The sequence below is a fragment of the Streptomyces dangxiongensis genome (assembly GCF_003675325.1).
Classification (GTDB): domain Bacteria; phylum Actinomycetota; class Actinomycetes; order Streptomycetales; family Streptomycetaceae; genus Streptomyces; species Streptomyces dangxiongensis.
In genome coordinates this window covers 2,639,756-2,666,447 of sequence record NZ_CP033073.1, presented here as the reverse complement: position 1 = coordinate 2,666,447, position 26,692 = coordinate 2,639,756, and the positions used below count along the sequence as shown (strand labels likewise).

24 protein-coding genes and 2 pseudogenes are annotated in these 26,692 nt (G+C 73.0%); 11 read left to right on the top strand and 15 right to left on the bottom strand.

Going from position 1 to position 26,692, the window contains the following annotated elements:
• The first annotated feature begins 86 nt into the window (after nucleotides 1-86).
• Nucleotides 87-1,109 carry a hypothetical protein gene (locus D9753_RS36490; RefSeq protein ID WP_163010678.1) on the top strand — a complete coding sequence of 341 codons (1,023 nt, stop codon included), beginning with the start codon at nucleotides 87-89 and terminating at the stop codon, nucleotides 1,107-1,109.
• A 78-nt stretch (nucleotides 1,110-1,187) separates the two neighbouring features.
• On the opposite strand, the gene D9753_RS11625 is transcribed toward D9753_RS36490, so the two are convergent.
• On the bottom strand, nucleotides 1,188-3,560 hold the full coding sequence (locus D9753_RS11625) for a SpoIIE family protein phosphatase (RefSeq protein WP_121786950.1): 2,373 nt from the start codon (nucleotides 3,558-3,560) through the stop codon (nucleotides 1,188-1,190).
• A 173-nt stretch (nucleotides 3,561-3,733) separates the two neighbouring features.
• The gene (locus tag D9753_RS11620) at nucleotides 3,734-4,567 is read right to left on the bottom strand and encodes a lysozyme (RefSeq protein WP_121786949.1); all 834 of its coding nucleotides are present in this window, start codon (nucleotides 4,565-4,567) and stop codon (nucleotides 3,734-3,736) included.
• 229 nt (nucleotides 4,568-4,796) lie between these two features.
• Between D9753_RS11620 and D9753_RS11615 the strand changes: the two genes are divergently transcribed.
• On the top strand, nucleotides 4,797-5,288 hold the full coding sequence (locus D9753_RS11615; protein WP_121786948.1) for a MarR family winged helix-turn-helix transcriptional regulator: 492 nt from the start codon (nucleotides 4,797-4,799) through the stop codon (nucleotides 5,286-5,288).
• 131 nt (nucleotides 5,289-5,419) lie between these two features.
• On the opposite strand, the pseudogene D9753_RS11610 reads toward D9753_RS11615, so the two are convergent.
• A pseudogene (locus D9753_RS11610) lies at nucleotides 5,420-6,210 on the bottom strand (protein phosphatase 2C domain-containing protein).
• A gap of 383 nt (nucleotides 6,211-6,593) precedes the next feature.
• On the opposite strand from D9753_RS11610, the gene D9753_RS11605 reads away from it, so the two are divergent.
• From D9753_RS11605 to D9753_RS11580, 6 genes are all read left to right on the top strand, one after another.
• Nucleotides 6,594-9,560, top strand: a complete 2,967-nt coding sequence (locus D9753_RS11605) for a sensor histidine kinase (protein WP_240468113.1) — start codon at nucleotides 6,594-6,596, stop codon at nucleotides 9,558-9,560.
• The gene (locus tag D9753_RS11600) at nucleotides 9,557-10,054 is read left to right on the top strand and encodes a roadblock/LC7 domain-containing protein (protein WP_121786946.1); all 498 of its coding nucleotides are present in this window, start codon (nucleotides 9,557-9,559) and stop codon (nucleotides 10,052-10,054) included. The genes D9753_RS11605 and D9753_RS11600 overlap by 4 nt, the downstream gene beginning before the upstream one ends.
• Nucleotides 10,051-10,458 carry a DUF742 domain-containing protein gene (locus D9753_RS11595; protein WP_121786945.1) on the top strand — a complete coding sequence of 136 codons (408 nt, stop codon included), beginning with the start codon at nucleotides 10,051-10,053 and terminating at the stop codon, nucleotides 10,456-10,458. The genes D9753_RS11600 and D9753_RS11595 overlap by 4 nt, the downstream gene beginning before the upstream one ends.
• The gene (locus D9753_RS11590) at nucleotides 10,439-11,098 is read left to right on the top strand and encodes a GTP-binding protein (RefSeq protein WP_121786944.1); all 660 of its coding nucleotides are present in this window, start codon (nucleotides 10,439-10,441) and stop codon (nucleotides 11,096-11,098) included. The genes D9753_RS11595 and D9753_RS11590 overlap by 20 nt, the downstream gene beginning before the upstream one ends.
• 24 nt (nucleotides 11,099-11,122) lie before the next feature.
• On the top strand, nucleotides 11,123-12,376 hold the full coding sequence (locus D9753_RS11585; RefSeq protein ID WP_121786943.1) for a styrene monooxygenase/indole monooxygenase family protein: 1,254 nt from the start codon (nucleotides 11,123-11,125) through the stop codon (nucleotides 12,374-12,376).
• A gap of 102 nt (nucleotides 12,377-12,478) precedes the next feature.
• Nucleotides 12,479-12,994, top strand: a complete 516-nt coding sequence (locus D9753_RS11580; protein ID WP_163010677.1) for a hypothetical protein — start codon at nucleotides 12,479-12,481, stop codon at nucleotides 12,992-12,994.
• On the opposite strand, the gene D9753_RS11575 is transcribed toward D9753_RS11580, so the two are convergent.
• The 4 genes from D9753_RS11575 to D9753_RS11560 all read right to left on the bottom strand — a co-directional run bounded on the left by D9753_RS11575 (nucleotide 12,991) and on the right by D9753_RS11560 (nucleotide 16,080).
• Nucleotides 12,991-14,031: a C40 family peptidase gene (locus D9753_RS11575; protein ID WP_121786941.1), complete on the bottom strand. Its 1,041-nt coding sequence runs from the start codon at nucleotides 14,029-14,031 to the stop codon at nucleotides 12,991-12,993. The genes D9753_RS11580 and D9753_RS11575 overlap by 4 nt on opposite strands.
• Nucleotides 14,032-14,143: 112 nt before the next feature.
• On the bottom strand, nucleotides 14,144-14,446 hold the full coding sequence (locus D9753_RS11570; protein ID WP_121786940.1) for a hypothetical protein: 303 nt from the start codon (nucleotides 14,444-14,446) through the stop codon (nucleotides 14,144-14,146).
• A 4-nt stretch (nucleotides 14,447-14,450) separates the two neighbouring features.
• Nucleotides 14,451-15,107: a TetR/AcrR family transcriptional regulator gene (locus D9753_RS11565; protein WP_121786939.1), complete on the bottom strand. Its 657-nt coding sequence runs from the start codon at nucleotides 15,105-15,107 to the stop codon at nucleotides 14,451-14,453.
• A 34-nt stretch (nucleotides 15,108-15,141) separates the two neighbouring features.
• Nucleotides 15,142-16,080 (bottom strand): AurF N-oxygenase family protein, encoded by a 939-nt coding sequence (locus tag D9753_RS11560; protein ID WP_121786938.1) that lies wholly within the window; start codon nucleotides 16,078-16,080, stop codon nucleotides 15,142-15,144.
• Nucleotides 16,081-16,252: 172 nt separating this feature from the next.
• Between D9753_RS11560 and D9753_RS11555 the strand changes: the two genes are divergently transcribed.
• Nucleotides 16,253-17,077, top strand: coding sequence for a hypothetical protein (locus D9753_RS11555; protein ID WP_240468446.1), 825 nt, complete (start codon nucleotides 16,253-16,255; stop codon nucleotides 17,075-17,077).
• On the opposite strand, the pseudogene D9753_RS11550 reads toward D9753_RS11555, so the two are convergent.
• From D9753_RS11550 to D9753_RS11520, 7 genes and pseudogenes are all read right to left on the bottom strand, one after another.
• Nucleotides 17,061-17,409: pseudogene (locus tag D9753_RS11550) on the bottom strand (DUF3291 domain-containing protein). The gene D9753_RS11555 and the pseudogene D9753_RS11550 sit on opposite strands and share 17 nt — an antisense overlap.
• Before the next feature lie 44 nt (nucleotides 17,410-17,453).
• Nucleotides 17,454-18,911 (bottom strand): penicillin-binding transpeptidase domain-containing protein, encoded by a 1,458-nt coding sequence (locus tag D9753_RS11545; protein WP_205614380.1) that lies wholly within the window; start codon nucleotides 18,909-18,911, stop codon nucleotides 17,454-17,456.
• Nucleotides 18,912-18,946: 35 nt separating this feature from the next.
• The gene (locus D9753_RS11540; RefSeq protein ID WP_121786935.1) at nucleotides 18,947-20,308 is read right to left on the bottom strand and encodes an FtsW/RodA/SpoVE family cell cycle protein; all 1,362 of its coding nucleotides are present in this window, start codon (nucleotides 20,306-20,308) and stop codon (nucleotides 18,947-18,949) included.
• Between the two features lie 52 nt (nucleotides 20,309-20,360).
• Nucleotides 20,361-20,759: an SH3 domain-containing protein gene (locus D9753_RS11535; protein ID WP_121786934.1), complete on the bottom strand. Its 399-nt coding sequence runs from the start codon at nucleotides 20,757-20,759 to the stop codon at nucleotides 20,361-20,363.
• Between the two features lie 259 nt (nucleotides 20,760-21,018).
• On the bottom strand, nucleotides 21,019-22,263 hold the full coding sequence (locus D9753_RS11530) for a sensor histidine kinase (RefSeq protein ID WP_121786933.1): 1,245 nt from the start codon (nucleotides 22,261-22,263) through the stop codon (nucleotides 21,019-21,021).
• Nucleotides 22,260-23,045 (bottom strand): hypothetical protein, encoded by a 786-nt coding sequence (locus D9753_RS11525; RefSeq protein WP_121786932.1) that lies wholly within the window; start codon nucleotides 23,043-23,045, stop codon nucleotides 22,260-22,262. The genes D9753_RS11530 and D9753_RS11525 overlap by 4 nt, the downstream gene beginning before the upstream one ends.
• 122 nt (nucleotides 23,046-23,167) lie before the next feature.
• On the bottom strand, nucleotides 23,168-23,674 hold the full coding sequence (locus D9753_RS11520; protein WP_163010676.1) for a protein-tyrosine phosphatase family protein: 507 nt from the start codon (nucleotides 23,672-23,674) through the stop codon (nucleotides 23,168-23,170).
• Nucleotides 23,675-23,775: 101 nt separating this feature from the next.
• Here D9753_RS11520 and D9753_RS11515 point away from each other — a divergent pair, with 101 nt between their 5' ends.
• On the top strand, nucleotides 23,776-24,579 hold the full coding sequence (locus tag D9753_RS11515) for a nuclease-related domain-containing protein (RefSeq protein ID WP_121786931.1): 804 nt from the start codon (nucleotides 23,776-23,778) through the stop codon (nucleotides 24,577-24,579).
• A gap of 25 nt (nucleotides 24,580-24,604) precedes the next feature.
• On the opposite strand, the gene ligD is transcribed toward D9753_RS11515, so the two are convergent.
• Entirely contained in the window at nucleotides 24,605-25,492 is an 888-nt protein-coding gene (gene ligD / locus D9753_RS11510) for a non-homologous end-joining DNA ligase (RefSeq protein WP_121786930.1), read from the bottom strand.
• A gap of 53 nt (nucleotides 25,493-25,545) precedes the next feature.
• On the opposite strand from ligD, the gene ku reads away from it, so the two are divergent.
• Entirely contained in the window at nucleotides 25,546-26,622 is a 1,077-nt protein-coding gene (gene ku / locus D9753_RS11505; protein WP_163010675.1) for a non-homologous end joining protein Ku, read from the top strand.
• The last annotated feature ends 70 nt before the right edge of the window (nucleotides 26,623-26,692 follow it).

The following is a 26,692-nucleotide window of genomic DNA, read 5'->3' as shown; positions in this document are numbered from 1 at the left end:
GCAGGAAACGGAAATCCAGTCCAGGAATTCCTTCTCCGTAAATGCCGGACTTCGGCGAAAAACCCTTCATCGAGTGAGGAAAAACCATGAACCGCATTGTTGAGAACCGTGACGCCCACCGTCCCAAGCGTCGGGGCACCCGCCTCGCCACGCTGATCGCCTCGGCCGTGATCGGCGGAGGGCTCATTCTCCCGGCGACCGCGGCGGTCGCGGCTCCTCTGCACACGTCGGCCGCGGTTACCGCCGCCGAGCACTCCCACAGCCATCACGGCCATAGCTGCAAGGCGAAGAACAAGCACGACCATCACAAGAAGTGGTGCGGGAAGCACTCACACGGCTCCTCCGGGCACGGCAGCGGGCACGGTGGCGGCTCCGGTCACGGTTCCGGTCACGGCTCCGAATCCGGTCACGGCGGCGGCTCCGGTCACGGCGGCGGCTCCGGCCACGGCGGCGGTGGCGGCCACGGTGGCGGCGGCCACTCCTCCAACACCACCGTGCAGAACAACACCAATGTGACCGTCCAGCAGAACCAGTCCACCGGCAACGGCAAGCAGTCGAACGACAACAAGACGGACCAGTCCAACAAGGGCGGCGGCGACCAGTCCAACAAGAACGACACCAAGCAGACCAACGACAAGACAGGTAAGGGCGGCGGCGACCAGTCCAACAAGAACGACACCAAGCAGACCAACGACAAGTCCGGGAAGGACAGCGGCAAGCAGTCGAACGACAACAAGACGGATCAGTCCAACAAGGGCTCCGGCAGCGGCAAGCAGTCGAACGACAACAAGACCGACCAGTCGAACAAGGGCTCCGGTACCGGCGACCAGTCGAACAAGAACGACACCAAGCAGACGAACGACAAGACAGGTAAGGACGGCGGCGACCAGACCAACAAGAACGGCACCACGCAGACCGACGACAACACCGGGAAGGACGGCGGCGACCAGTCCAACAAGAACACGACGGACCAGTCCAACAGCTCCGGGACCGGCACCGGTGACCAGTCGAACGACAACTCCACCGACCAGTCGAACCAGCAGGCCGACAACAGCGGCACCCAGTCCAACGACAACAGCACCGACCAGTCCAACACGGCCGACCAGTAAGTTCTGACCGCCGCGCCAGCGGCAAACCTCCGCCCCGCCGCTCCCCGCGGCGGGGCGGAGTCGTGGAAGGTGGAGGGGTCAGAGCGACTGCTCCGCCCACACCGTCTTGCCGACCCGGTCGTGCCGGGTGCCCCAGCGCTCGGCGAGCTGGGCGACCAACAGCAGGCCCCTGCCGCCCTCGTCGAAGATCCGGGCGCGCCGCATGTGCGGGGTCGTGCCGCTGGAGTCGTACACCTCGCAGATCAGCTTGCTGTCCTGGTGGATCAGCCGGAGCCGGATGGGCGGGCGGCCGTAGCGGATCGCGTTGGTGACCAGCTCGCTGACCATCAGCTCCGTGGGGAACGCGGCCTCGTCCAGGCCCCAGGCGGTCAGCTGCTCGGTGGCGTACCGGCGGGCCACGGAGACGACGGTGGGCTCGTTGTCGAGTTCCCAGGAAGCGACCCGGTCCGCGTGCAGCGCCCGGGTGCGGGCCACCAGCAGGGCGATGTCGTCGTCGGGGCGGTGACTGAGCAGCTCGGTGAGCACCCGGTCGCACACCGATTCCAGCGACTTCGCGGGGCGGCCGAGCGCGTGGAACATCTTGTCCAGCGCCTCGTCGATGTCATGGTCGCGGGCCTCGAACAGCCCGTCGGTGTAGAGGGCGAGCATGCTGCCCTCGGGCAGTTCGGTCTCGACCGCCTCGAACGGCAGCCCGCCGAGCCCCAGCGGCGGCCCCGCGGGCACGTCGACGAAGCGGACGGTGCCGTCCGGGGTGACCACGGCGGGCGGCGGATGGCCCGCCCGGGCCATGGTGCACCGACGCGATACCGGGTCGTAGACGGCGTACAGACAGGTGGTGCCGATGCCGCCGGCCGTGTCACCGGCCGGGTCCGCGCTGCTCTCGTCGGCGGCCAGTCTGAGCACCAGGTCGTCGAGGTGGGTGAGCAGCTCGTCGGCCGGCAGGTCGACGTCGGCCAGGGTGCGTACCGCCGTGCGCAGCCGGCCCATGGTGGCGGAGGCGCGCATGCCGTGCCCCACCACGTCACCCACGACCAGTGCAACCCGCGCCCCGGACAGCGGAATCACGTCGAACCAGTCCCCGCCCACGCCGGCCCGGGTGGCGGCCGGCAGATAGCGGGTGGCGATCTCCAGCGCCCCCTGGTCGGGCAGTGTGTGCGGGAGCAGGCTGCGCTGGAGGGCCATCGTGGTCGTACGGGACTTGGAGTAGGTCCGGGCCTGCTGGATGCCGGCGGCGGCCTTGGCGGTGAACTCCTCCGCGAGCCGGAGGTCCTCGGGCCCGAACGCCCCCCGCCGGGGACGGCGGGCGAACAGGGCCACGCCGAGCACGCTGCCCTGGGCGAGGAGCGGCACCGCCAGCAGGGCGCGCGCCCCGGACGCCTGCAGCCAGGCGGCGCCCGGGTCCAGCGCGGCCCAGCCGGCGACGGCCGGGTCGGCGGTGTCGTACAGCAGCGGGCGGACCGCCGCCAGGCACTGGGCGGGCGGCGAGTCCGCCGGGCAGACGACGGCCTCACCGATGCCGATGCCGGCGTGGGTACCGGTGCCGGTGCCGTGGGCGGGGCCGCCTCCGTCCGGCAGCGCGCGCAGGGCGGCCCGGCGCAGCACGACCGGATCGGCCGGCCCGCCGGCCTCCTCGCCGGCGCGCGGGGAGTCCAGCAGGTCGACCGCCATGACGTCGGCGAGCCGGGGGACCGTGACCTCGCCGAGTTCCTGTGCGGCGCGGGCCTGGTCCGCCACCATGCCGACGCGCGAGGCGGAGTCCGCCGAGGAGCGCTGCCGGGTGGCGGAGTCCTGGTCGGGCTGCTGCACGGACAGGCAGACGGCCCGTACCCGGCCGCCGGGGTCCTTCAGCGGGGTCAGGACGGTGGTCCGGCCGAGGTCCGGGGCGAGCCGGCCGCGCGCCTCCTGCGGCCGGCCGGACTCCAGCGCCAGCCGCATCGACCGGTCGGCCGCCTCGCCCGCGGTGTCCGGCACGATGTGGGTGAGACGCAGTCCGCGCATCGCCGCCTCGGGCAGGGCGAGGGCGTGCTCCAGCCGGCGGTTGGCGCGGACCAGGCGCAGGTCGGCGTCGAAGACCGCGAGCGGAAAGGGGGACTGGAGGAACGTCCACTCCTCCAGCGGTTCGCCGCGGGGCGGCTGGGGCCGGGGCGTCACGGGGCTCACCGCGAGCCAGTCGGTGACGCCGTTGTCAGAGGTCCGGCGATGGGCGAGGACGCCCAGTTCCAGGAGCCGGCCGTCCTGATGGCGCAGTGGGACGGTGCCGTTCCAGCGGGTCCGGCCGGCCAGGACCCGCCGGACGGCCGTGCTGTCGGCGGCGAGCAGCGCGGTGGCGGGGCGGCCGACGACCGCGGGGGAGTCGTAGCCCAGCAGCCGCCGCGCGCCCTCGCTCCAGCCGGTCAGGATGCCCCGGTCATCGATGGTGGCCGTGGCCGTGTACGTCGACTCTCGCTCCATCGCCGCTCATCTCGCCCTTGCTCGGCAGGCTCTCCTGACCAGCATGATCCCGGGCGGCGCGGAGCACCAACGCAGGGACGGGCCACGGAGCGGGGCGGGGAGGAACCCGGGCCCCGGCCGCGACCGGAACCCGGTGTCCCGGCGTGCCGTTCCGCGGCCGGGCCGGGCGACCGCTACCCGTTGGCCAGGGCCTGGACCCGGTCCAGAGCCCCGTTGAACTTGTCGTGGTCGCCGACGGTGGGTCCGGAGGAGGTGTACTGCCACATCGTGTAGTACGGCCACCCGGCCGGCAGCGTCCCCGGGTCCGCGGCGTAGCGGGCGATCCACAGCGGGCTGTTCGCGGCGAAGGCGCCGGAGTCGCCGGTGCACTGGGTCCACCAACTGGCGGCCGTGTAGATGACGGGGTACCGGCCGGTGCGTGCCCGGTAGGTGTTGACGAAGTCGGCGATCCAACTGACCATCTGGCCCGCGGTCCTGCCGTAGCAGGCGGCGCCGTAGGGGTTCCACTCGATGTCGAGCGCGCCGGGCAGGGTCCTGCCGTCCCGGGACCAGCCGCCGCCGTGGTCGACGAAGTAGTTGGCCTGGGTGGCGCCGCTGGTGGTGTCCGGGGTGGCGAAGTGGTAGGCGCCGCGGATCATGCCGACGTTGTACGCGCCGTTGTACTGCTGGGCGAAGTACGGGTTCGTGTAGTACGTGCCCTCGGTGCCCTTCGTGTACGCCCAGCGCACTCCGCTGTTCCACAGCGTCGACCAGGCGACGTTGCCCTGGTACGCGGAGACGTCCACGCCCTCCGTCTGGGTGGCGTCACCGGTGGTGGGGGTGCCGTTCCGGCCGTCGTGGGCGAGGACGCCGATGCCCAGGTAGGCGGAGCCGCGACTGGGCGTGGTCGCGGCGTGCGCGGAGGTGAGGGGGAGAGTGAGGGAGAGTGCCGCGAGCAGGGCCGTCAGGAGGCCGGCGAGGGGGCGCGGGCGGGGGGAGCGGATGGAACCGGGTCTGAGCACGGCCATGACGTGCCTCCGGAGGGGAGTGAAGTGGGGGGACGGGGCGGGGACCGCGGTCCAATGGCGTGGGCATGCCATTGATTGCCTCGTAAAGAAGCTACGCACGTAGATAAGGAGTGGGAAGGGGGTCCGGAGGACGCCGTTGGTCTACGCCTGCGAAATACTGACGGAGCTGCGGTGATGACGACGTACGGCAGAAACTTTCAGGACAGCGAAACCGAGCAGGGGTGCTGACGTGCACGAGGACGGAAGCGGTGGCGCGTGCGGCGCCACCGGCCAGACGACGCCCAGTGGTGCGGACCAGGAGTTCCTGGCGCTGGAACGCGAGTTGACCGTGCTGCTCCGGCGCGCCCGGGCCAGCCAGGGGGAGATGGCCCGCGCGGTCCACCCCGACCTGGAGTCCTCCGCCTACGGCCTGCTCATCCGGCTGGACGAACTCGGCGGCCAGCGGGCCACGGCACTCGCCGCCTACATCGGCGTCGGCAAGGCCACCATGTCCCGCCAGTTGCGCGCCCTGGAGGAGCTCGGCCTGATCGCCCGCAAGCCCGACCCCGCCGACGGCCGCGCCTGGCTCGTCACCCTCACCGACGAGGGCCGCCGCCGCGTCGGCACGGTCCGCGAGGCGCGCCGCGCCCGCTACGTCCGCCAGCTCGCCCACTGGGACCGCCACGAGGTCGCCGAACTGGCCCGACTGCTCCACGAGCTGAACGGCGGCATGGAGAAGTAGCGGGCACGGGGAGAAGCGGCGCGTCCCGGTCCGGCACGGCACGGCCCGCGAGCAGGGCCCGGCAAGACCCGGGTACGCCGTCGCCGTGACGCCGGCGCGGCCCGCGCGCGCCGCCGGCCCGCGGCGTCCCGTCACAGCTCCGCGTACACCACCGTCGCGTCGTCGTGGGTCTTGCTCCGCCCGAGGAACGCCCGTTCCACCCGGTCCGCGTCCTCCAGCGTCCGCACCCGGTCGACCAGGTGAGCGCGCGCCCTCCTTCGCGACCACGTCGAACAGGGCCGCCCAGTCGCCCTCCCGGAACATCTCCGTCCAGCGGGTCGCGCCGTCCGTCAGCGCGGCCAGCGCCCGGACCTCGCGGCGGGGCAGGCTGCCGGTGACGGCACGGGCGGTCACGGCCGGGTCGGCGGCGGCCGTGAAGAAGCCGCCCTCCCGGTTGCGCAGGCGCGAGTCGACCAGGGGCCTCGGTGGCGAGCGCGGCACGGGGCAGCCGGGCGAGCCGGTCGTCCAGGACCGGCGTGACCGCGCCGTCGGGGCCCCGCAGCAGCAGCGCGGAGTCGGACAGCACCAGGTACTCGACCGTGGCGGCGGACCAGCGGGCCAGGGAGACGGTTGCCTGAGGCGTCCGAGGGTGAGAAAGGTCACAGGTGGCCGTGTGGGCGTCGGCGGTACGCCGGATCGCCCTGGCGAGAATCTCCGACAGCGTCAGATCTCGCCCGGAAACGGTCAGTTCGGTCAGCGCGCCGCCCAGTCGCGCGGTGAACCAGGGGACGGAATGCAGACAGCCCGTCCCGCCGCTGGGCGGAGTCACTCCGTCCAGGACGACGACGCAACCTCCCTGTCCGCAGGCGGGTAGGCCGACACCGGCGAAGTCCTCGTCGGGGCGGGCCGCGTCGCCCGGTTCGGAAACGAGATCAGTGCGCATCCGGCCAGTCTGCACGACCCCTTCACACACTCCGCCAAAGGCTGGCAAGTGGTGGTGATTTCCCACGACCCCGCAGGTCAGGCGCCTGATTTGGGAGGTAATGATCCACTCCGGGAAGGCGTGGTGGCGAATACTGCCAAAGCCTGCCGCGCGCGTCCAACCGGCCCACCGCGCAGGACCCGGGCACGGGCCGGAGGAACTTGCCCGCCAACTCCCCTCCGATGTTCACTCCTTCGGGTGGCGGGTCAGGTGATGCGCGACCACTGCCCACCGGCGCTGGGAGGGTCGGGAACCGTACGAACCGGGTGTACGCACCACTTGGCACCGAGATGACGGGGTGCCACCCGGGCCCTGGGTAGACGAGTTCAGGAATGCGAGCACCGGTGCAGAAGAAGCGGCCTCGGCGCACAGGCAGTCAGACGGCCCCCGCGGGGACCGCCCCGCAGACACCCGTGGGCACCGGCCGTCCCACCCATGTGCGCAACCGGCTGATCGTCGCCGTCGCGGTGGTGGCCGCCGCCGTGGCCGGCGCGGGCGCGCCCGCCGTGCTCACCGCCTCCCAGGACGTCAGCGAATCCCAGGACCTGGTGACCCTCGCCGCCCGGACCCAGGACGCGCTCACGCTCGCCCACTCCCTCGCCGACGAGCGGGACGAGGTCACCTCCTACATCGCGGCCGGCCGCCCCCGGTCCAAGGCGCCCGCCGAGGACCGCAGCGCCCGCGTGGACCGGCAGGTCGAGGAGCTGCGCGCCGACGCCGACACCCCGGCGGACCTGCGCACCGACCTCGGCGGCATCGACGCCGTCCGGCGCGCCGCCCTCACCGGCAAGACCACCGCCCTCCAGGCCCACCAGGCGTACTCCGGGACGATCACCGCGCTGCACCGGCTCGCCGAACGGCTGGCCGAGCAGACGCCCCCGCGGGCCGGTTCCGGGGCCCACGCCCTCGCCGAGCTGGACTCCGCCGTCCAGCAGTCCGCCGCCGCCCGCGGCCTGCTGCTGGCCGCGCTGAACATCCCGTCCCACTCCCAGACGGTGATCGACCCCGCCACCGGCCTGCCGGCCACGGCCGCCACCTCCACCGACGGGGAGGGCAGGCAGCGCGACGCGCTCACCGTCGCCGCCCAGCAGGCCCGGCTGCGCGCCGACGCCGCCCTCGCCGGCTTCCGCGAGACCGCGCCCAAGGCGGCCGTGGACTCCTACGACTCCACGGTCACCGGCCCGGAGGTCAACTCGGCCGAGAAGTACCTGGCCACGCTGACCGACCAGCCCACCCTCGCCGACAGTGACCTGACGACCAGCACCAAGAAGCTGGACGCGGCCCTTTCCGCCCGCGTCGACCTCATGCGCGGCGCCGAGTCCGCGCTCTACGAACACCGCACCAAGGACCTCGCGAAGCTCCGGGACGACGACGTCACCGCCCTGGAGATCCGCGTGGCGGTCCTCGGCGTCCTGATGCTCGTCGCGATCGGCATCGCCGCGGCCATGGCCCGCACCCTCACCCGCCCGCTCTCGGTCCTGCGCCGCGGCTCCGCCCGCCTCGCCGGGGCCGAGGACCCGGCGGCCCAGGAGCCGATCACCTTCACCGGCCGCAACGACGAGTTCGCCCAGGTGGTCCGCTCGGTCAACGCCCTGCACGCGCACGCCGTGACCCTTCACGAGCGGGTCGGGACCCTGGAGACGGACCGCAAGCACCTGGTGGGCCAGCGCCAGAAGATGGCCGACGCCCGCGAGGAACTGCACGCCGAACTCACCGAGTCCACCGCCCAACTGGAGCGGCTGCGCACCAGCATCGGCTCCACCTTCGTCAACCTGGCCCTGCGCACCCTGGGTCTGGTGGAGCGCCAGCTCGCGGTCATCGAGGGCCTGGAAGACCGCGAACAGGACCCCGAACGCCTCGCCACGCTCTTCAAACTGGACCACTTCGCCACGGTCATGCGCCGGCACAGCGAGAACCTCCTGGTCCTCGCCGGCACCGAGCACGTCCAGCAGCATCCCGGCCCGGTCCCGCTGGTCGACGTGGTCCGGGCGGCGGTCAGCGAGATCGAGCGCTACGAACGCGTCCGCATCGCGGCACTGCCCCCGCACACGCACCTCGTGGGCTTCGCCGCGGACGACCTCTCCCACCTGCTGGCCGAGCTGATGGAGAACGCCACGTCGTTCTCGCCGCCGGACCTGCCCGTGGAGGTCTCCGGCTGGCTGCTGGAATCCGGCGAGGTCATGCTGTCCGTCCAGGACGAGGGCATCGGCATGACCGAGGAGCGCCTCACCCGCCTCAACGCCCGCCTCACCGACTTCGACCCCGCCTCGCCCTACGACCAGGAGGGCGCCGAGAACCTGGGCCTCGGCCTCTACGTCGTCGCCCGCCTCGCCCAGCGCCACGGCGTCCGCGTCCGGCTGCGCGAGCAGAAGCAGGGCGGTATCGCCGCGGTCGTGGTCCTCCCGGCCACCCTCCTCACCGAGGCCCCGCCGGCCGCGCTCCCCGCCCAGTCCGCCTCCATGAGCGGCACCGGCACCTACTCCCTGCCGGGCGCCGGCGCCGAGGCCAACTCCAACGTCCTGCACGGCCGCGCCGCGGACACCGACCCGCTGGTCGCGCTGGCGGAGAAGGCGGCCCGGGCCTCCGGCGGTACGGCGGAGAAGGCCGGGGGGACCGGCGAGACGCGGGAGAGCGGGGACAGCGCGGACACCCGGGAGACCGCGGAGACGCGGGGGAGCGGGGGGACCCCGGAGACCGCGGAGACGCGGGAGACCGGGTCGGAGCCCGAGGACACCGAGACGCACACCCGGGCGGAGACCCCCGGGCCGCGGCGCGCGGAGGATGCGCCGACGCGGCCGAAGGCGCCGCCGGAGACCCCCGCCGAGACCACGATGGAGCTGCTGCTCCCGGACCTGTACCCGACCGGCACCGAGCAGGACACGACCGGGCAGGACGCGACCGGGCACGGTCCCGCGAAGCCGGCCCCCACCGGGCACGGCGCCGCAGAGCCGGCCCCCACCGCGCAGCCCAGCGCGGGGCAGGGCGCCGCGAGGCCGGGATCCGCGCCGGAGGCCGCCCCGCCGCGCCGACCCGGCGACGACACCCGCGCCGGCGGTGCGGACACGAACGACCCCACCGAGGACGAAGCCGAGGTGGTCACCAGCAAGGGCCTGCCCAAGCGCACGCCCAGGATCACCGCACCCGCGGCACCGCCCCGCCAGCGCACCGAGAGCGTCGACGCCGACGCCCTGCGCCGCAGGCTCGGCGGGTTCCGCCGGGGAGCCGAGGCCGGCTACCGCGAGGTGGAGGCGGAGATCGCCGCACACACCACAGAAGCCACGGGGGGCACAGCCGAGGAGGCAAGCAGTTGACCGCGCCCACTACCTACGGACTGAGCAGCGAAGCCCGCAATCTGCACTGGCTGCTGACCAACCTGGTCGAGGAAGTACCCGGCATCCAGTCCGTCGCCGTGGTCTCCTCGGACGGTCTGCTGCTGCTCTCGTCCGATCCCGGACACACCGAGCAGTCCCGCCGGACCGGCCCGGCGAAGGGCCCCCGCGGGTCCTCCGCCGACCTCGCCACCATCGTCTCCGGCATCGGCAGCCTCACCGTCGGGGCCGCCAAGCTGATGGACTTCGGCGGGGTCAGGCACACGATGGTCGCCATGGCGGAGGGCAGCCTGTTCGTGATGTCGATCAGCGACGGCTCGCTGCTCGGCGTGCACGGCTCCGCCGAGTGCGACATGAGCGTGGTGGCCTACCACATGGCGCTGTTCGTCGGCCGCGCCGGCCACGTCCTCACCCCGGAACTCCGCTCGGAGCTGCGGCAGTCACTCGAGTCCCAGTCGACGGGGAGCGCCCGATGAGCGGCACAGCGAAACTGCCCGTCCGCGGCGGCGACCGCAAACCCGCCCGCGTCCGCCCCTACTCGCTCACCGGCGGCCGTACCCGGTTCGGCCACGTCCTCCTCGTGGAGACCTTCGTGGCCGCGCTGGAGGCCCCCGAGGAGCGCAAGGAACTGACGAACGGCTCGCTCGCGACCCGGATCATGCCGGAGATGCGGGCCATCGTCGAGCTGTGCCGCCGTATGCGCACGGTGGCCGAGATCGCCGCGCTGCTGAAGATGCCGCTCGGCGTGGTCCGCGTCCTCCTGAGCGACCTCGCGGACCAGGGAAAGATCCGTGTGTACGGCACCGGGACCGGACACGGTACCGGCCGCCCGGACCGCGCGTTGCTGGAAAGGGTGCTGAGTGGACTCCGCCGTCTCTGACTCCGCCGCCTCCGCCGTCGGAGGCATCCCCCTCGTCGCCGGCTTCGCCGAGCCCGACGAGGATCTGAAGTCCTGGCAGACGGACCGCGCCCGGGCCCCCATCGCCACGAAGATCGTGGTGGCGGGGGGCTTCGGCGTCGGCAAGACCACCCTGGTCACCTCCGTCTCGGAGATCACGCCCCTCCAGACCGAGGCGCTGATGACCGAGGCCAGCGAGGGCACCGACGACCTGTCCGCCACCCCCGGCAAGCTGACCACCACCGTGGCCATGGACTTCGGCCGCATCACGCTCGACGACGACCTGGTGCTCTACCTGTTCGGCACGCCGGGCCAGCAGCGGTTCTGGTTCATGTGGGACGACCTGGTGCGCGGCGCGATAGGCGCCGTGGTCCTGGCGGACACCCGCCGCCTGAAGGACTGCTTCCCGGCGCTGGACTACTTCGAGAGCTGCGCACTGCCGTACGTCGTCGCCGTCAACCACTTCGACGACAGCGAGCGGTTCGAGCCGGAGGACGTCCGGGAGGCGCTGACGATCCCCGCGCACGTCCCTGTCATGATCATGGACGCGCGGCGCCGGATCTCGGTGATCGAGACCCTCCTGTCCCTGGTGGGCCACGCGCTGGCCGAAACACCCGAGTAGTCCCTGTAAGGAGCCACCACCCGCATGCGGAAGATTCTCGTCGTCGGAGCCGGCCAGTCCGGACTCCAGCTCGCCCTCGGCCTCCAGTCGCACGGCTACGAGGTCACCCTGATGTCGAACCGGACCGCGGACGAGATCCGCTCCGGCCGGGTCATGTCGACGCAGTGCATGTTCGACACGGCGCTGGGGCACGAGCGCGACCTCCAGGTGAACTTCTGGGAGTCCCAGGCCCCGCGGATCGAGGGCCTCGGCGTCTCGGTCGCGGCCCCCGGCTCGCACGACCCGGGCCCCACCCAGCGGGCGATCGACTGGGTGGGCCGGCTCGACGGGTACGCGCAGTCGGTGGACCAGCGGGTGAAGATGGCCGGCTGGATGGAGACGTTCGCCCAGCGCGGCGGCCAGCTAGTCATCCACGGCGCCGCGGTCGGCGACCTCGACTACTTCTCCCGCACCTACGACCTCGTCCTCGTCGCCGCCGGCAAGGGCGAACTGGTGTCGATGTTCGCCCGCGACCCCGAGCGCTCCCCGTACAGCGAGCCGCAGCGCGCGCTCGCGGTGGCGTACGTCCACGGGGTCGGCCCGCGTCCCGAGCACCCGGACTTCGACGCGGTCCGCTGCAACCTGGTCCCCGGGGTCGGCGAGCTGTTCGTCATGCCGACCCTGACCACCTCGGGCCGTGCCGACATCCTGTTCTGGGAGGGCATACCCGGCGGCCCGCTCGACGTCTTCAAGGGCGTCAAGGACCCGGCGGAGCACCTGTCCCTGACCCTGGAACTCATGAAGAAGTTCACCCCGTGGGAGTACGCGCGGGCCACGAAGGCCGAACTGACCGACGCCGGCGGCACGCTGGCCGGCCGGTACGCCCCGACCGTCCGCAACCCCATCGGCCGGCTGCCCTCCGGCGGCCTGGTCCTCGGTGTGGCAGACGTGGTCGTCGCGAACGACCCGATCACCGGCCAGGGCTCCAACTCGGCGTCCAAGTGCGCCGCCGCGTACCTCGCGTCGATCCTGGAGCGGGGTGACGAGCCGTTCGACGAGGAGTGGATGCGGGCCACCTTCGACCGGTACTGGGCCACCGCCCAGCACGTCACCAAGTGGACGAACGCCATGCTGGCGCCGCCGCCGGAGCACGTGCTCAACCTCATCGGCGCGGCCGGCCAACTCCAGCCGGTGGCGGATCGGTTCGCCAACGCGTTCGACGATCCGGCCGACTTCGGGAACTTCTTCTACGAGCCGGACAAGACGGCCGCCTACCTGGCGTCGGTCGCCGGAGCCTGACCGCGCTCCGGCGGGTCCGTCCCCCTTTTGACACCTCGCACCGGCGGAGGGAGGCTGGGAAGCAGGGGTCAGAGGGGGGACAAACCACCTAGGAGTGTTCCCATGAACGGTCGACGTGCCCGTCTGGCTGTGCTGGCACCACTGGCGGTGTCGTCACTGGCGCTGGGGTCCATGACGTTCTCCGTCACAACAGCGGCGGCGGCATCATCGAGCTGCTCGGTGAGGATGGCCAACGGCCAGAACGCCGTCCAGGTGAGCGGCAATGGCTTCAAGGCGAACAAGACCGTTGTCGTCGACTCCTCCGCCGGAGCGGACGGCAGCGTGAAAGCGAATGCCAACGGACGTTTCTTCACGACGATCACCGGCGCCAGGGGATTCGTGACCGCCCATCAGGTCGGCACCTCCATGGCCAAGTGCGGGTTCGTGAGGCAGGGGCAGCAGAACAACGCCAAGGCGCAGTACCGGCAGGGTTTCAGTGACGGCTTCGCGGACCTGAAGAAGGACTGCAAGAAGAACCAGCAGCAGCAGTTCGACCACGCTCACCGGGTGGACTCGAACTGGCAGAGGGGTTACAACGACGGCGCCGCCGCGGCGGCGAAGCAGTTCTGCAACCACTAGACCCGTCCGTCCGGGTCGGGCCGTACCGCGCCGAGGATCGGATAGCTGGCGATCGCGGAGATCTCCACCTTCGCGCCCGGTCTGGGTGCCTGCACGACCTTGCCGTCGCCCACGTACATCGCCACGTGTGTGGCGTCGGGGAAGTACACGACCAGGTCTCCTGGCCGGAGTTGGTTCAGCGGGACCTTCCGCAGCCGGTCCCACTGTTCCCGGCTGGTGCGCGGGAGCGGAGTTCCCGCTCGGGACCACGCCTGGGACGTCAGACCCGAGCAGTCGTACGCGTCCGGGCCCCGCGCACCCCACCGGTACGGCTTGCCGAGCTGGTCCAGGGCGTAGTCGACCGCGCGGTCGCCCGCCGGTGAGGCGGGGCGGTCGGCGGGCAGGGCGCCCGCGGTCGTCAGCTTCCGCTGGGCCTCGCTGACCCCCTGCTCCTCCAGCCGGGCCACGGCCGCGAGCTGCTCCGGGGTGAGACCGGCCAGCATGCGCTCCACCTCGGCCAGTCGCGCCCGGATGTCGTCGCGCTGGCCGCGCTGCCGGCCGGCGAGGGTCTGCCGGGTGTCGAGGGCCTTGCGGGCCTCGCGGGCCAGTGTGTCCTTCCGCTTCTCCGTGGCGGCCAGCCGGGCCACCGTCCGGGCGTGCTCGCGGGCGAGTTCGGCGATGACGTGGCCCTCGTCCAGCGCGTGCTGCGGGTCGGGAGCGAACAGGACACGGACGTAGGGGCCGAGGCCGCCGCTGTTCTGGTACTGCTGCCGGGCCAGGCGCCCGGCGTCGCTCCGGCTGCCCCGCGAGGCGAGCCGGGCGCGGGTCAGTTCACCGTCGAGGCGGGTGACCTCCGCGCGCTGCCGGTCGAGCAGCTCCGTGGTGGCGTTGTACGTCTCGGTGGCCTGTTCGGTCTGCCGGTACAGCCGTTGAAGGTCCGTCAGCAGGCGGGCGACCGTCGGGTGGGGATCCGGTGCGGCGGCGGCCGGTACGGGCACGAGGACGGCCTGGGCCGCCACCGCGGCCGCGCAGGCCAGGCGCGGGAACATTCCTGACACGTCATCACCTCGGGTGCGCAGCGGAAAGGATCTCTTCCGCTTATCGCACCGCGAGCATGGCGATTATGTGCGCGGGGCGCGCCCCGCGCGTGCGCGGTTCGGCGCAGCCCTGTCACCCGTTCGGGTCCTCCGGCTTGCCGGGCGGCGTGGCGTCCGGCCTGGACCAGGGCCACCTCGGCCGGCCGCCGGACCGGTCCTCGGGGGCGTACCGGTACTTCCACCCCTGGATCAGGCCCAGCCGCCGGCTGTGCCCGCGGGGCACGCGGTGGTAGACGAGCACCGTGGGCGGACCGCCGTCCGGGTCCGGTACGGGGATGCGGTACGTCTTCGGGGGGTGCCCGGTGGGGCCGAGCAGCACGGGCAGCACGCGGCCGTCCATGGGCCCGCCCTCGAAGGGTGTGTCCTGGCTCTTCACGGGTTCAGTCTCGGCCATCCCCGGCGAGCGCGCCGACGAGCGCGGCGGTCTGCGGGTCCCGGCCCGCGGTGACCGTGAGGACGGCCACGAACTGCTCGACCAGCCAGTCGCGCAGCTCCCCGGCCGGCGGCTGCTTTCCCTCGTCGAGCCAGATCAGGGACGCCGCCTCCACGGCCGTGATCCACATGCGGACGGTCATCCGCAGCCGGGGGCCGGGGTCGAGGACGCCGAGGTGCCGGCAGATGTGCTGGGCGGCGGACCGGCGCACCCCGTCCACGAGGGCGGTCGTACGGGAGGTCTCCACCACGCTGCCGCCCTGGAGCAGCGCGCTGAAGCCGGTGTCGTGCTCGTCCACGAAGGCCAGATAGCGGTCCAGGACGCGGGACAGACGGGGCAGCGCCGGGCCCTCGCGCGGCTCGTCGAAGCATTGCTGGAGTTCCTCCGCGGCCGACCCCAGCGCCGCCTCGTAGAGCTGCTGCTTGCCGCCGGGGAAGTACCGGTACACCAGCGGACGCGAGACTCCGGCCGCCTCCGCCACGTCGTCCAGGGACACGTCCTCGGGGGCGCGGTGCGCGAAGAGCGAGAGCGCGGCGTCGAGGAGCTGACGCCGCCGCTCGTCGACGCTGAGCCGGCGGTAGGCGGGGGTGGCGGACGGGGTCATGCCCCGCAGCCTAATCGCCGTGGAGTGCGGGGGGTCAGGCCAGCAGCCCCGAGGACTTCCACAGCCGCCGGCCGACGCCCCGCAGCACCCCTATGTCGTCCAGGAAGTCGGTCAGCCGCTTCGCGCCCGTCTGCATGACCTCCCGCCGGTGCCCGCTCGCCTTCACCTGCGCCATGGCCTCGCGCTTGTCGAGGCCGACGTCGGTGTAGACCTGCGGGTTCACGAACGCCACCGAGAACACCCGGGCGAACTCACCGGAGGTGACCCGGGTGAACTCCTGCGACCACTTCGGCGCGGTCACCATCTGGCGCCGCAGCTCCTCACGGGCGTACCGGACGTGCCGTGCCTCCTCCACCACGTGGATCCGCGTGACGCCCCGGATCAGCGGCTGTACCCGCTCGTCGGGGAACGTCAGGCGCTGCATCCAGTCCAGGATCTCCTCGCCGAGCAGCGTGGCGGTGAAGGAACCGGGGGTGGTGGAGACCGTCTTGAACAGGCGGCCGAGGTTCTGGTGGGCCCGGCTCACCGGGTACCAGGGCGTGCCGCCGTGCGTGATCATCCGGGCGAACATCTTCGAGTGCCTGCACTCGTCCTCGATCTCGGTGAGCGCGTAGCGCACGTGCGCGCTCGTCGCCGCCTTGTCGTAGACGTGCCGGACCAGTAGCTGCATCAGGATCAGCTCGAACCAGATGCCGAGCGAGGCCAGTGCCGCCGCCTCGTGCCGGGAGAGCAGGATGCGCTGCTCCTCGCTCATCCGCTGCCACAGCGGGGTGCCGTACAGCGACACCAGCTCCGGGGGCCAGAACCACTTGCCCTCCTCCAAGGGCGCGTCCCAGTCCAGCTCCTTGTCCGGGTCGAAGGAGTGCTTGGCGGAAGAGACGAGCAGGCGTTCGGCCACCTGTTCCCGGTCCTTCAGCAGGCCGAGCGCGTCGCGCAGCCCGTCCAGTGCGTCCTCTTCCGTCAGGGTCGTCATGGCTCCCTCACCTCGTTACCCGGGGGTAGTCGTCGTGCCTCTTATGAGACTGCCTGTCAGCAAGCTCGTCAATCCCCCGCGCACGACTTGTTGGACCGGGGCGCGCGATGCCGGCCGGCGTGGACGCGGCGCCGGTGCGTTCCCCCGGATGCAGTAGCGTGCTGGCGTGTCCATGCCTCCGCAGCCGCAGTACCCGCACGGCCAGCAGCCCCCTCAGGCCCCGGGCCCGTACGGCGCGCCGTACCCCCAGCAGCAGCCGTACCCCGCGCAGCAGCCATACCCGCAGCAGCAGCCGTATCCGCAGCAGCAGCCCTACCCGCCGCAGCCGTACCCCGGCTGGGGCGGTGTGCCGCCCATGGTCCCGCCCCCGAAGAAGCGCCGGGTGGGCCTGGTGCTCGGGATCGTCGGCGGTGTCGTCACGCTGGGCGTCGTGGGGCTCGTCCTGCTCGGGGTGGCGGCCGAGAGCGGCTTCCCCGAGGCGCGGCACAAGCTCACGCTGCCGCACACGCTGCTGGACGGCAGGTACGTCTTCGCCCAGGACTACTCCGGCACCGAGGGCAAGAAGGTCGAGCGGGAGGCCGACGGCGCCTGGGACGCCAAGGACATCCACGCCGTCACCGCCCGCTACAGCCCGGGCGGCGACGACACCAAGGGCTCGCTGCTGGTGTCCGGGATGTACGGCCGGTTCAAGAACGAGGCCTCGGTCCGGCGGAAGATGCTCAAGGGCGCCGCCGAGGCCGACGGCGTCACGGTCGGGGAGCCCGCGAGGGACGTCACCCCCTCCGGCGCCGACACGCCCGTAAGTTGCGAGGTGCTGATCCAGAAGAACGCCCTCGTGACGCTCACCTACCCGGTCTGCGCCTGGGCGGACGGCAACACGGCGGCCATCGTCGGCGCGGTGGGCATGGAGAAGAAGGACAGCGCCGACATCGACCTCGACACCGCCGCCCGCGACACCCTCCGGGTCCGCGACGAGATGCTCAAGCCGGTCGGCTGACGGCCACCGCCTCCACGGCGGGCCCGGCCGCCATCGCTTCCCCGGGCGCCTGCGGCGGGAAGGGGGTCCGCAGTGGGAAGGCGTACGGCGTCGGACCGTGCGCCCGCAGGTGCAGCAGCCGGTCCTCCGCCTCGCCGACCGCCGGGCGGTGGCCGACCGGCACCCACCACAGCGTGGTCATCGCCTCCTCGGGCCGCTCGAACCACTCCCGCCGCCGGGCGAGCAGCTCCCGGTGCCGGCCCTGGTACATGAACGCCGTCAACGCGTCCGTGTCCCGCCACACCGACGGGGTCGAGCGCGTCGACGAAGTCCCTCAACTCGGGGGAGGGTATGGGCGCACCGTAGGTCGGCTCCCATGCCACCGGTCCCCCCCGTCTCAGCCCGCGAGAACCGCCCGCATCACCTCCTTCGCGATCGGCGCCGCGTCCCCGCCCCCGCTGATCTCGCCCCGGTCCGCCGAGGCGTCCTCCACCACCACCGCGACCGCCACCTGCGGCTCCGGCGCGTCCACGGACTGCGCCCAGGAGAGGAACCAGGCGTACGGCACACCCGAGTTGCCCACCCCGTGCTGGGCGGTGCCGGTCTTGCCGCCGACGATCGCGCCGGGAATGGCGGCACGGGTGCCGGTGCCCTCCTCGACCACGCCGGCCATCAGCTCCCTCAGCCGGGCGGCCGTCGACGGCCGCATCACCTGCCGCCCCGGACGGGCCGCGCTGCCGGTGACCGTCTCGCCGCCGTGCCGGGTGGTGCGCTCCACCAGATACGGCGGCCGCAGTTGGCCCCCGTCGGCGACCGCCGCAGCGACCATCGCCATCTGCAGCGGCGTGGCCCGCGTGTTGTACTGCCCGATCGAGGACAGCGCTAGCTGCGCCCGGTCCACCCGGCTGTCGAAGGTGCTGGGCGCCGCGGCGAAAGGGATGCGCAGATCGGGGTCGTTGAACCCGAACGCCTGTGCCGTGGCCGCCATGTCCCGCACGCCCACGTCCACGCCCAGCTTGGCGAACACCGTATTGCAGGACCATTCGAACGCGTCACGCACCGAGGCGTCCACGCAGCCGTCGCCCTCGTTGGTCAGCCGGGTCGTGGTGCCGGGCAGCCGGTAGGGGTCGGGGGAGTCGGTGTGCGCGTCCAGGTCCGTGACCACGCCCGCGTCCAGCGCCGCCGCCGCGGTGACCACCTTGAACGTCGACCCCGGCGGATAGGTCTGCCGTACCGCCCGGTTCAGCATCGGCTTCTCCGGGTCACTGTTGAGCCGGGACCACGCCGAGGCCACCGCCTCGCTGTTGCCGGACAGCTCGGCCGGGTCGTACGACGGGCTGGTCACCAGTGCCAGGACGCGGCCCGTGGCCGGGTCCAGGGCGGCCACCGCGCCCTTGCGGCCGGCCAGCCCCCGGTACGCGGCCTCCTGCGCCCGGCGGTTCAGCGTCGTGACGACGTCCCCGCCGCGGTTCGGCGCGCGCGTCACGTCCTTCCACAGCGGCAGCGCCGACAGCAACGGATCCGTGCCGGCGAGCACCCCGTCCTCGGCGTGCTCCAGATACGTGGTGCCGTACGTCTGCGAGGCGAAACCGGTGACCGGCGCGTACAACGGGCCGTCCACGTAGCTGCGTTCGAAGCGCAGTTGCTCGCCGGTGTCCACGGAGCCGGTGACCGGCTCGCCGCCCACCAGGATGTCGCCGCGCGGCTGCTGGTACCGGGCGATCGTGGCCCGGCGGTCGGCGGGGCTGCCGGCGTACTGCCCGGACTGCACGACCTGTACGCGGGTCGCGTTGACCAGCAGCGCCGCCAGCAGCAGGGCGCAGAACGCGCAGGCGTGCCGGATGTACTTCGCCATCGGGCGCCCGTGCTCCGGCAGGCTCCCGTACTCGGTCACGGCGCCTCCCGGCCGTCGTACTGACTGCGCGCAGAGTCGCTCACCCGGATCAGCAGCGCCACGATCGCCCAGTTGGTGACCACCGAGGAGCCGCCCTGGGCGAGGAACGGCATCGCCATCCCGGTCAGCGGGATCAGCCCGGTCACCCCGCCCGCGATCACGAACACCTGCAGCGCCACGATCGAGGCCAGCCCGACCGCGAGGAGCCGGCCGAAGGGCTCGCGCAGCGCCAGGCCCGCCCGGTAGCCACGCTCCACCAGCAGGGCGTACAGCAGCACGATGGCCGCGAGACCCGCGAGGCCCAGCTCCTCCCCGGCGGTCGCCAGGATGAAGTCCGACTTGGTGGCGAAGCCGATCAGGATGGAGTGCCCGAGCCCCAGCCCCGTGCCGAGGACGCCGCCGGCGGCGAAGGCGAACAGGGACTGGGCGAGCTGGTTGGGGCCCTGCCCGGCCTGGATCGTGGCGAACGGGTGCAGCCAGTCCTCGATCCGCCCGTTGACATGCGGCTCCAGCCGCCCCACGGCGACGGCGCCGACCACGGCCAGCAGCAGCCCGACCGCGATCCAGCCGGTCCGCCCGGTGGCCACGTACAGCAGCACCACGAACAGCCCGAAGAACAGCAGCGAGGTCCCGAGATCCCGCTCCAGCACCAGCACCCCCACGCTCACCACCCAGATCGTCACGATCGGCCCGAGCACCCGGCCGGTCGGGAACTGCATCCGCCACAGCCGGCGGCCGGTGAACGCGAGCGCGCTGCGGTTGGCGGCGAGATAGGCGGCGAAGAACACCGCGAGCAGCACCTTCGCGAACTCGCCCGGCTGGATGGAGAACCCGGCGATCCGGATCCAGATCCGGGCGCCGTTCACCGCGGGGAACAGGATCGGCAGCGCCAGCAGGACCAGGGCGGCCACCACGCACACGTACGCGTAGCGCTGGAGCACCCGGTGGTCGCGCAGCACCAGGACGACGCCGATGAACAACCCGATCCCGAGCGTGGACCACACGAGCTGGGTGGGGGCCGCCCGGTCGCCGGGCGTCTCCAGGTCCAGCCGGTAGATCAGCACCAGCCCGAGCCCGTTGAGCAGCACCCCGATGGGCAGCGGCAGCGGATCGGCGTACGGCGCCCTGATCCGCACCGCGAGATGAGCGAACAGGGCGAGCACGCCGAGTCCGGCGCCGTAGCCGACGGCACCGGGCGGGACGGAGCCGGTGCGCGCCAGCCCCACGGCGCAGTAGCCGTACACGGACAACAGGACGGCCAGCACGATCAGGGCGAGTTCGATGCCCCGGCGCCGGGGGAGGCGGGGGGCGCGTACGGGAGCGGGGGCCGCCGCCACGGTGGTTCCGGCCTTCGTCATGCCCGGAACCTACCGAAACGGGACGACTTGTGGGTGTTGTGTGACGGCCGCGTCAGCACCAGCGTGGCGCGGGGCCGACGTTCCGGATGTAGGCGGCCGGGCCCCAGGCCCAGGTGCCGTCCGTGAGCAGGTACCAGAGCGGGTTGCCGCGCACGGGCTCGCCGCCCGTCTTGCAGAAGACCGACACGGTCTCCCCCTCCGGCACGAGCCGCACCCGCCGGCTGCCCCGGTCCGGCCGGTCGCGCAGCCACAGGCCGCCCCGGGCGGTGACGACACCCTGATAGGGCCCGCTGTCGTCGTCGTGCGCCGCGGTCGTCGTGCGCCGCGACCCGGCATCGTCCGTTCCCCGGCCGTCGTCGGCCACGGCCGGCGCGACCGCGACGCCGCCGGCCAGGACCCCGGTGGCGACGGCCACGGCGAGACACCGGGTGAGGGAGCGGCGCAGGCGCATGGGGGTACCTCCGAGAAAAGGGGCGGAACCGGGCCAACCGCCACATTAGGAGGCCTCCCGGAAGGCTGCCCTTTTTGCTGCGCCCAACGGGCCGGCGCGGGGAACGGCACACGGGGCGACCGCGGCCGGCGCGAGGGGCGGCCACGCGACGCGCACGGCACGCGCACGGACCGGCGGGCCCCGGACGGGGCGAGGAGAAACCGCGCGAGCACCCCACACCCGTCCCGCGCCTCACCAGGAGGCACCCGCGCCCCGAGCGCTACTCGCCGCCGGGCAGCGTCAGCGTGGCGACCGCACCCCCGTCCACCGCGTCGGCGAACGAGAGTCGTGCCCCCAGCACCTCCGCCTGCCCCGAGGCGATGGTCAGCCCGAGCCCGTGGCCCCTGGCCCCGCCCTCCGTACGGAACCGCTGTGGCCCGTGCGCCAACAGGTACTCCGGGAACCCGCCGCCGTGATCCCGCACCGTCACCACGGGCCCGTCCACCGTCAGCACCACCGGAGGGCGACCGTGCCGGTGCGCGTTGGCCACCAGGTTCCCCAGCACCCGCTCCAGGCGCCGCCGGTCCGTCTCCACCCGCGCGTCCCGCAGGACCCGCACCTCCGTCTCCGTACCCGACGCCCGCACCACCCGCCCGGCCAGCGCCCCCAGCTCCTCCGTGTCGGCCTCCAGCCGCTCCCGCCCGGTGTCCAGCCGGGAGATCTCCAGCAGGTCCTCGGTGAGCGTGCGCAGTGCCGCCACCCGGTCCCGCACCAGCTCCGTCGGCCGGCCCGGCGGCAGCAGCTCCGCCGCCGCGTGCAGCCCGGTGAGCGGGGTGCGCAGCTCGTGCGCCACGTCCGCGGTGAACCGCTGCTCGCTCAGCAGCTTGCCCTGCAACGACGAGGCCATCGAGTCCAGGGCCGCGGCCACCGTCGCCACCTCGTCCTGCGGCCGGGTCGGATCCTTCGTCCGCGGATCCTTCACCCGGGCGTCCAGGTCGCCCGCGCTGATCCGCCGGGCCACCCGCGCGGTACCGTGCAGCCGCCCGGTCACCCGGGTCACCGCGAACGCGCCGACCAGCACGGTCGCCCCGATGGCGAGCCCCGACGACCACAGGATCGACTGGTCGAGGCCGGCGATGGTGCGGGACTGCTGCGAGTAGTCGACCTCCACGCCCAGCGCCCGGCGCCCGGCCACGGGCCCCGCCGCCCACATGGTCGGGCGTCCCCGGTACGTCGAGACCATCGTGCCGCGCTCCCCGGAGAGCGCCAGCGTCCGCAGCGGCGCGGGCAGCCCCGCGGGGTCCACCGCGGCGCCCGGCAGCAGGGTGTCCCCGGCCTCGTACGCCCGGCTCGCGTCGGTCAGCCGGGACAGCGCCAGGTCGCGGGCCTGCCCCACGGTCTGGTTGGTCACCGAGACGTGCACCAGCACGCCGAGCAGCGCGGCCAGCGCACAGCACATCACCGTGATGAACGCGGCGGCCTTGACGGCGAGCGTCCCGGCCCAGTGGGGCAGCGCGGGCCTCATCGCCCGCTCGCGGAAGGCGACACGGACGGAGTCGACGGGGCCGACGGTGACTCGGGCGGGGCCGACGGGGACACGGACGGCGACGCGGACGGCGTCCTGCCGTGCCGGCCGTCACCGATGTGCAGGTACTCGTCGCGGGAGAACACCATCGCGCGCTGGCCCGGGTCCCACACCCAGGTGGTGCGGTACTCGTAGCCCGAGATGTCGGCCGGCGAGCGTTCGATCAGCGCCCGGCCGGCCAGCTCCACCCCGGTGATCGCGTCGTTGTCGGCCAGCACCTGCACCAGCGCGTGCTTCTCGACGGTGTAGACGCGCACCCCCGTCTGGTTCGTCGGGTACAACCGGAAACCGAGCGTCAGGTCCGGCCGGCCGTCCCCGGTGAGGTCCCGGTAGTACGGCTCCAGCAGCGGACAGCGGGCCCGGTCACGCCCCGGACGGCACTCCTTCATCCGGTCCACGGTGGCGTGGTAGGTGCCCTTCGGCCCGTAGTCGGCCGGGTGCGCCTTCAGCTCCGCCTCGACGACGTCCACCGGATCCACCTTCCGGATGTCGTCCCCCGGCACGGCCACGCCCTTCACCGTCTCCCGGGTGGCCACGTCGTACGGGTAGGCCGGGCTGGCCGCCGGCCGCAGTCCGGGCCAGAGCTTCACGGGGCCGGCGGCGGCCGGGGTCGACCCGGCGCCCCGCAGCCCGCCGGTGTCCCCGCAGGCCGACGCCGTCGCCGAGAGCAGGACGACGGCGGTCACGGCGAGGGCGGTGCGCGCGGGACGACGGGCTGGCACGGTGCTCCTGGGCGTCGGGTTCGATCCCCGCCACCTTAATTCGTGGGTACGCGGGGGTACGTGCCCAGCCTGTGCCGACCGCCCGCTCCCCGCACGGCACGGGACGCCGGGGGAGGGGGCGGCTACTCGGCCAGCTCCTCCAGCAGCCGCACGGTCGGCAGGCCCGCCCGCAGGTACGCCACGAACAGCTCGTTGTGCAGCGCCCACGCCGAGCGCCGGGCGCGGATCAGCCGGATGGCCTCGTCGGCCCGCTCACCCCGCCGCACCAGGGCGTGCCCGATGACCAGCCCCGACCGGTTGTACCCGTGACAGCAGCGCACCAGCACCCGGCGCCCGGCGTCCAGCGCCTCGTCCACGGCCCGTGCCAGCCGCATCACCCCGGCGAGCTGCGTCCCGTCCAGCGGCCCGTCCGGAATCGGCCACACATGGTGCTCCACGCCCGGATCGGGCCCGTACCCCGGCAGCCGCAGCAGGGTCTGCACCACATCGAACTCGTCACGCACGACGACGGACTCCAGGCGTCCGGAACGGCCCCGGAACTCGTGTCCGCCCATCCACAGGCCGGGCACGATCTCGTTCCACGGGCTCTCCGGCGCCGGTACGTCGGGCTGCTTTCCGCGGGTCCGCACCGGTGCCTCCCCAACTCCCCCTCACGGGGGCCGTCCTCCACGGTAACCGGTCTTGCCCCGGGAGCACCCCGCCTGTTCCCATGGTCGAGGGGTGATGGCACATGAGCGGACTGCGCGTGGTGCCGGCCGGCCGGCACGGCAGGGAACGGCTGTACGTCTGCCGCGCGGACGGAAGCAACGTCGCCTGGTACGACCGTGAGACCGGCCGGGTCAACCTGCTCGGCGAGGACAGCAGGGACGCCGTGCTGCACGCCCTGCGGCCCTTCCTCACCGGCCCGGTCACCGTGGGCCCGCCCCCGGTCCCGACCCCCGCGGAACTCGCCCGGCTGACCCTGCACCCGGACGACGACCTGGCCCCCAACCGTCCCGGCGAGGCCCTGCTCGTCGCTCTCGACCGCGACCCCGGCCCCGCCCACCGGCTGCGCCCCGACCCCCGCCGGCGCGCCCTGGCCGCCGAGCAGAGCACCGGCGAGACACTGGACGGACTGGAGGGCGCCGGCTGGCACACCCTGCACTCCGTCCCGCTGCCCGGCGGCGACCGCATCCACCACCTGGTGATCGGCCCCGGCGGCCTGTTCGCCGTCCACGCCCTGGACGCCCGCAGGACGCGCGTCCTGGTCGCCGACCCCATGGTCGGCCTGGGCCGCCGCGCGGCCGAGCCGCTGCTGCGCCGCCTGCGCGCCGACGCCGACCGCGCCTCGTACGCCCTGACCGCCGAGGTCCGCCCGGTGCTGGTCCTCACCGCCCCGGCCGAGGTGACCGTGACCGCGGAGCCGTACCGGGTACGGATCCTGCGGGACACCGAGCTGGCGGACCTGGCCCGGCTGGGCGGGGTCCTCAAGCCGGCGGACGTGGAGGCCCTGCACGGGATGGCACGGGACCGGAACACCTGGGGGAGGGTGTAGCGGGACCGCCCGCCCCGGGCGCGGGTCAGGGCAGGGGTGCGGCCCGCGCCGGGTCCGTCAGCGGGGCCATGAGGTCACCGAGGTCCTGGAGCCGCGCGGCGATGTCCCCGGCCCGGAACTCAAGCTGACCGGGGCTGCGGCAGTCGGCGACCTCCTCCCAGGTCACCGGCGTGGACACCAGCGGGGCCCGGCGGGCGCGCACGGTGTACGGGGTGGCCGTGGTCTTGCGGGCCGCGTTCTGGCTCCAGTCGACGAAGACCTTCCCGGGCCGCAGGCTCTTGTTCATCCGGTGCACCACCAGCCGGGGCATCGCCCGCTCCGCCTCCACGGCCAGCGCCTTCGCGTACTCGGACGTCCGCTCGGAGGAACTCCCGCGCACCGCCGCCAGCAGGTGCAGCCCCTTCGACCCGGCCGTCTTCGGGTACGCCTCGATCCCGTCGGCGGCGAGCCGCTCACGCAGCCACAGGGCGACCTCGCAGCAGTCCACGACGTGCGCGGGCGCACCCGGATCGAGGTCGAACACCAGCCGGTCGGCCTCGTCGGGTGTCTGGACCAGCCACTGGTGGGTGTGGAACTCGGTGACCAGGTTCGCCGCCCACACCAGGCTGGGCAGGTCCTGCACCACCACCATCCGGGCCGGGCTGTCCGCCGACGAGCGCGGCACCTTCGCGGTCGTGACCCACTCGGGCGTACCCGGCGGCACGTTCTTGGCGAAGAACAGTTGTCCGCCGGGGCCGTCCGGATAACGCAGGAAGGACACCGCGCGGTCGCGCAGGTGCGGCAGCAGGGCCCCGGCGGTGGTCGCGTAGTAGTGCAGCAGCTCCCCTTTGGTGAAGCCGGTCTCCGGATACAGCACCTTCTCCAGGTTGCTGAGCGTGACCCGGCGCCCCTCCACCTCTGTGATAGGCGTCATAAGATGACAATCCCAGATGTACCGGAAAATGCGGGAAAGGCAGGGTGCGGCACGTGCGATCGATCTGGAACGGCGCCATCTCCTTCGGCCTCGTCACCATCCCGGTCAAACTGGTGAACGCCACGGAGAACCACGCCATCTCCTTCCGCCAGATCCACACCGAGGACAGCGGCCGCATCCGCTACCGCAAGGTCTGCGAACTGGAGGACCGCGAGGTCAGCCAGGCCGAGATCGGCAAGGCGTACGAGGACGCCGACGGTTCGATGATCCCGATCACCGACGAGGACCTCTCCCACCTGCCCATCCCGGCCGCCCGCACCATCGAGATCGTGGCCTTCGTGCCGGTCGACCGGATCGACCCCCTCCAGATGGGCGCGGCGTACTACCTCGCGGCCGGTGGAACGCCCGCCGCCAAGCCGTACACCCTCCTGCGCGAGGCCCTCAAGCGCGGCAACAAGGTCGCCGTCGCGAAGTACGCGCTGCGCGGCCGGGAACGCCTGGGCATGCTGCGGGTCGTCGGGGACGCCATCGTGATGCACGGCCTGCTGTGGCCCGACGAGGTACGGGCCCCCGAGGGCATCGCCCCCGACGCCGACGTGACCATCCGCGACAAGGAACTCGACCTCGCGGACGCCCTCATGGACACCCTCGGCGAGGTCGACCTGAAGGACCTGCACGACGAGTACCGCGAGGCGCTGGAGGAGGTCATCGCGGCCAAGGCCGCCGGCGAGGCCCCGCCCGAGGCCCCGGCCCCCGCCGCCGGCGGCAAGGTGCTGGACCTGATGGCCGCGCTGGAGAACAGCGTGCGGGCGGCCCGCGAGTCCCGCGGGGCGGCCACCGGCGAGGCCGAGGTCAGACCGCTGCGGGGACGGGCCGCGCCCAAGGAGACCGGGGGCAAGAAGACGACGAAGGCCACCGCCGGCAAGCCGGCCACGGCACGGAAATCGACGTCCGGGGCGGGAGAGGGCGCCAAGAAGACGGCGGCGCCCGCGAAGAGCACGGCGAGGAAGACGACGACAGCGAGAAGCACGCCCAAGGACACGGCGAAGGACACGGCTACGAGCACGGCGAAGGACACGGCGAAGAAGCCCGCCCCGAAGAAGACACCGTCCCGGAAGCGGTCCGCCTGAACGAAGCCTCCGGGCCCCAACGGGGTGTGCCACCCGCACCGCCACCCGCACCGGCACCGGAGCGGGTGCA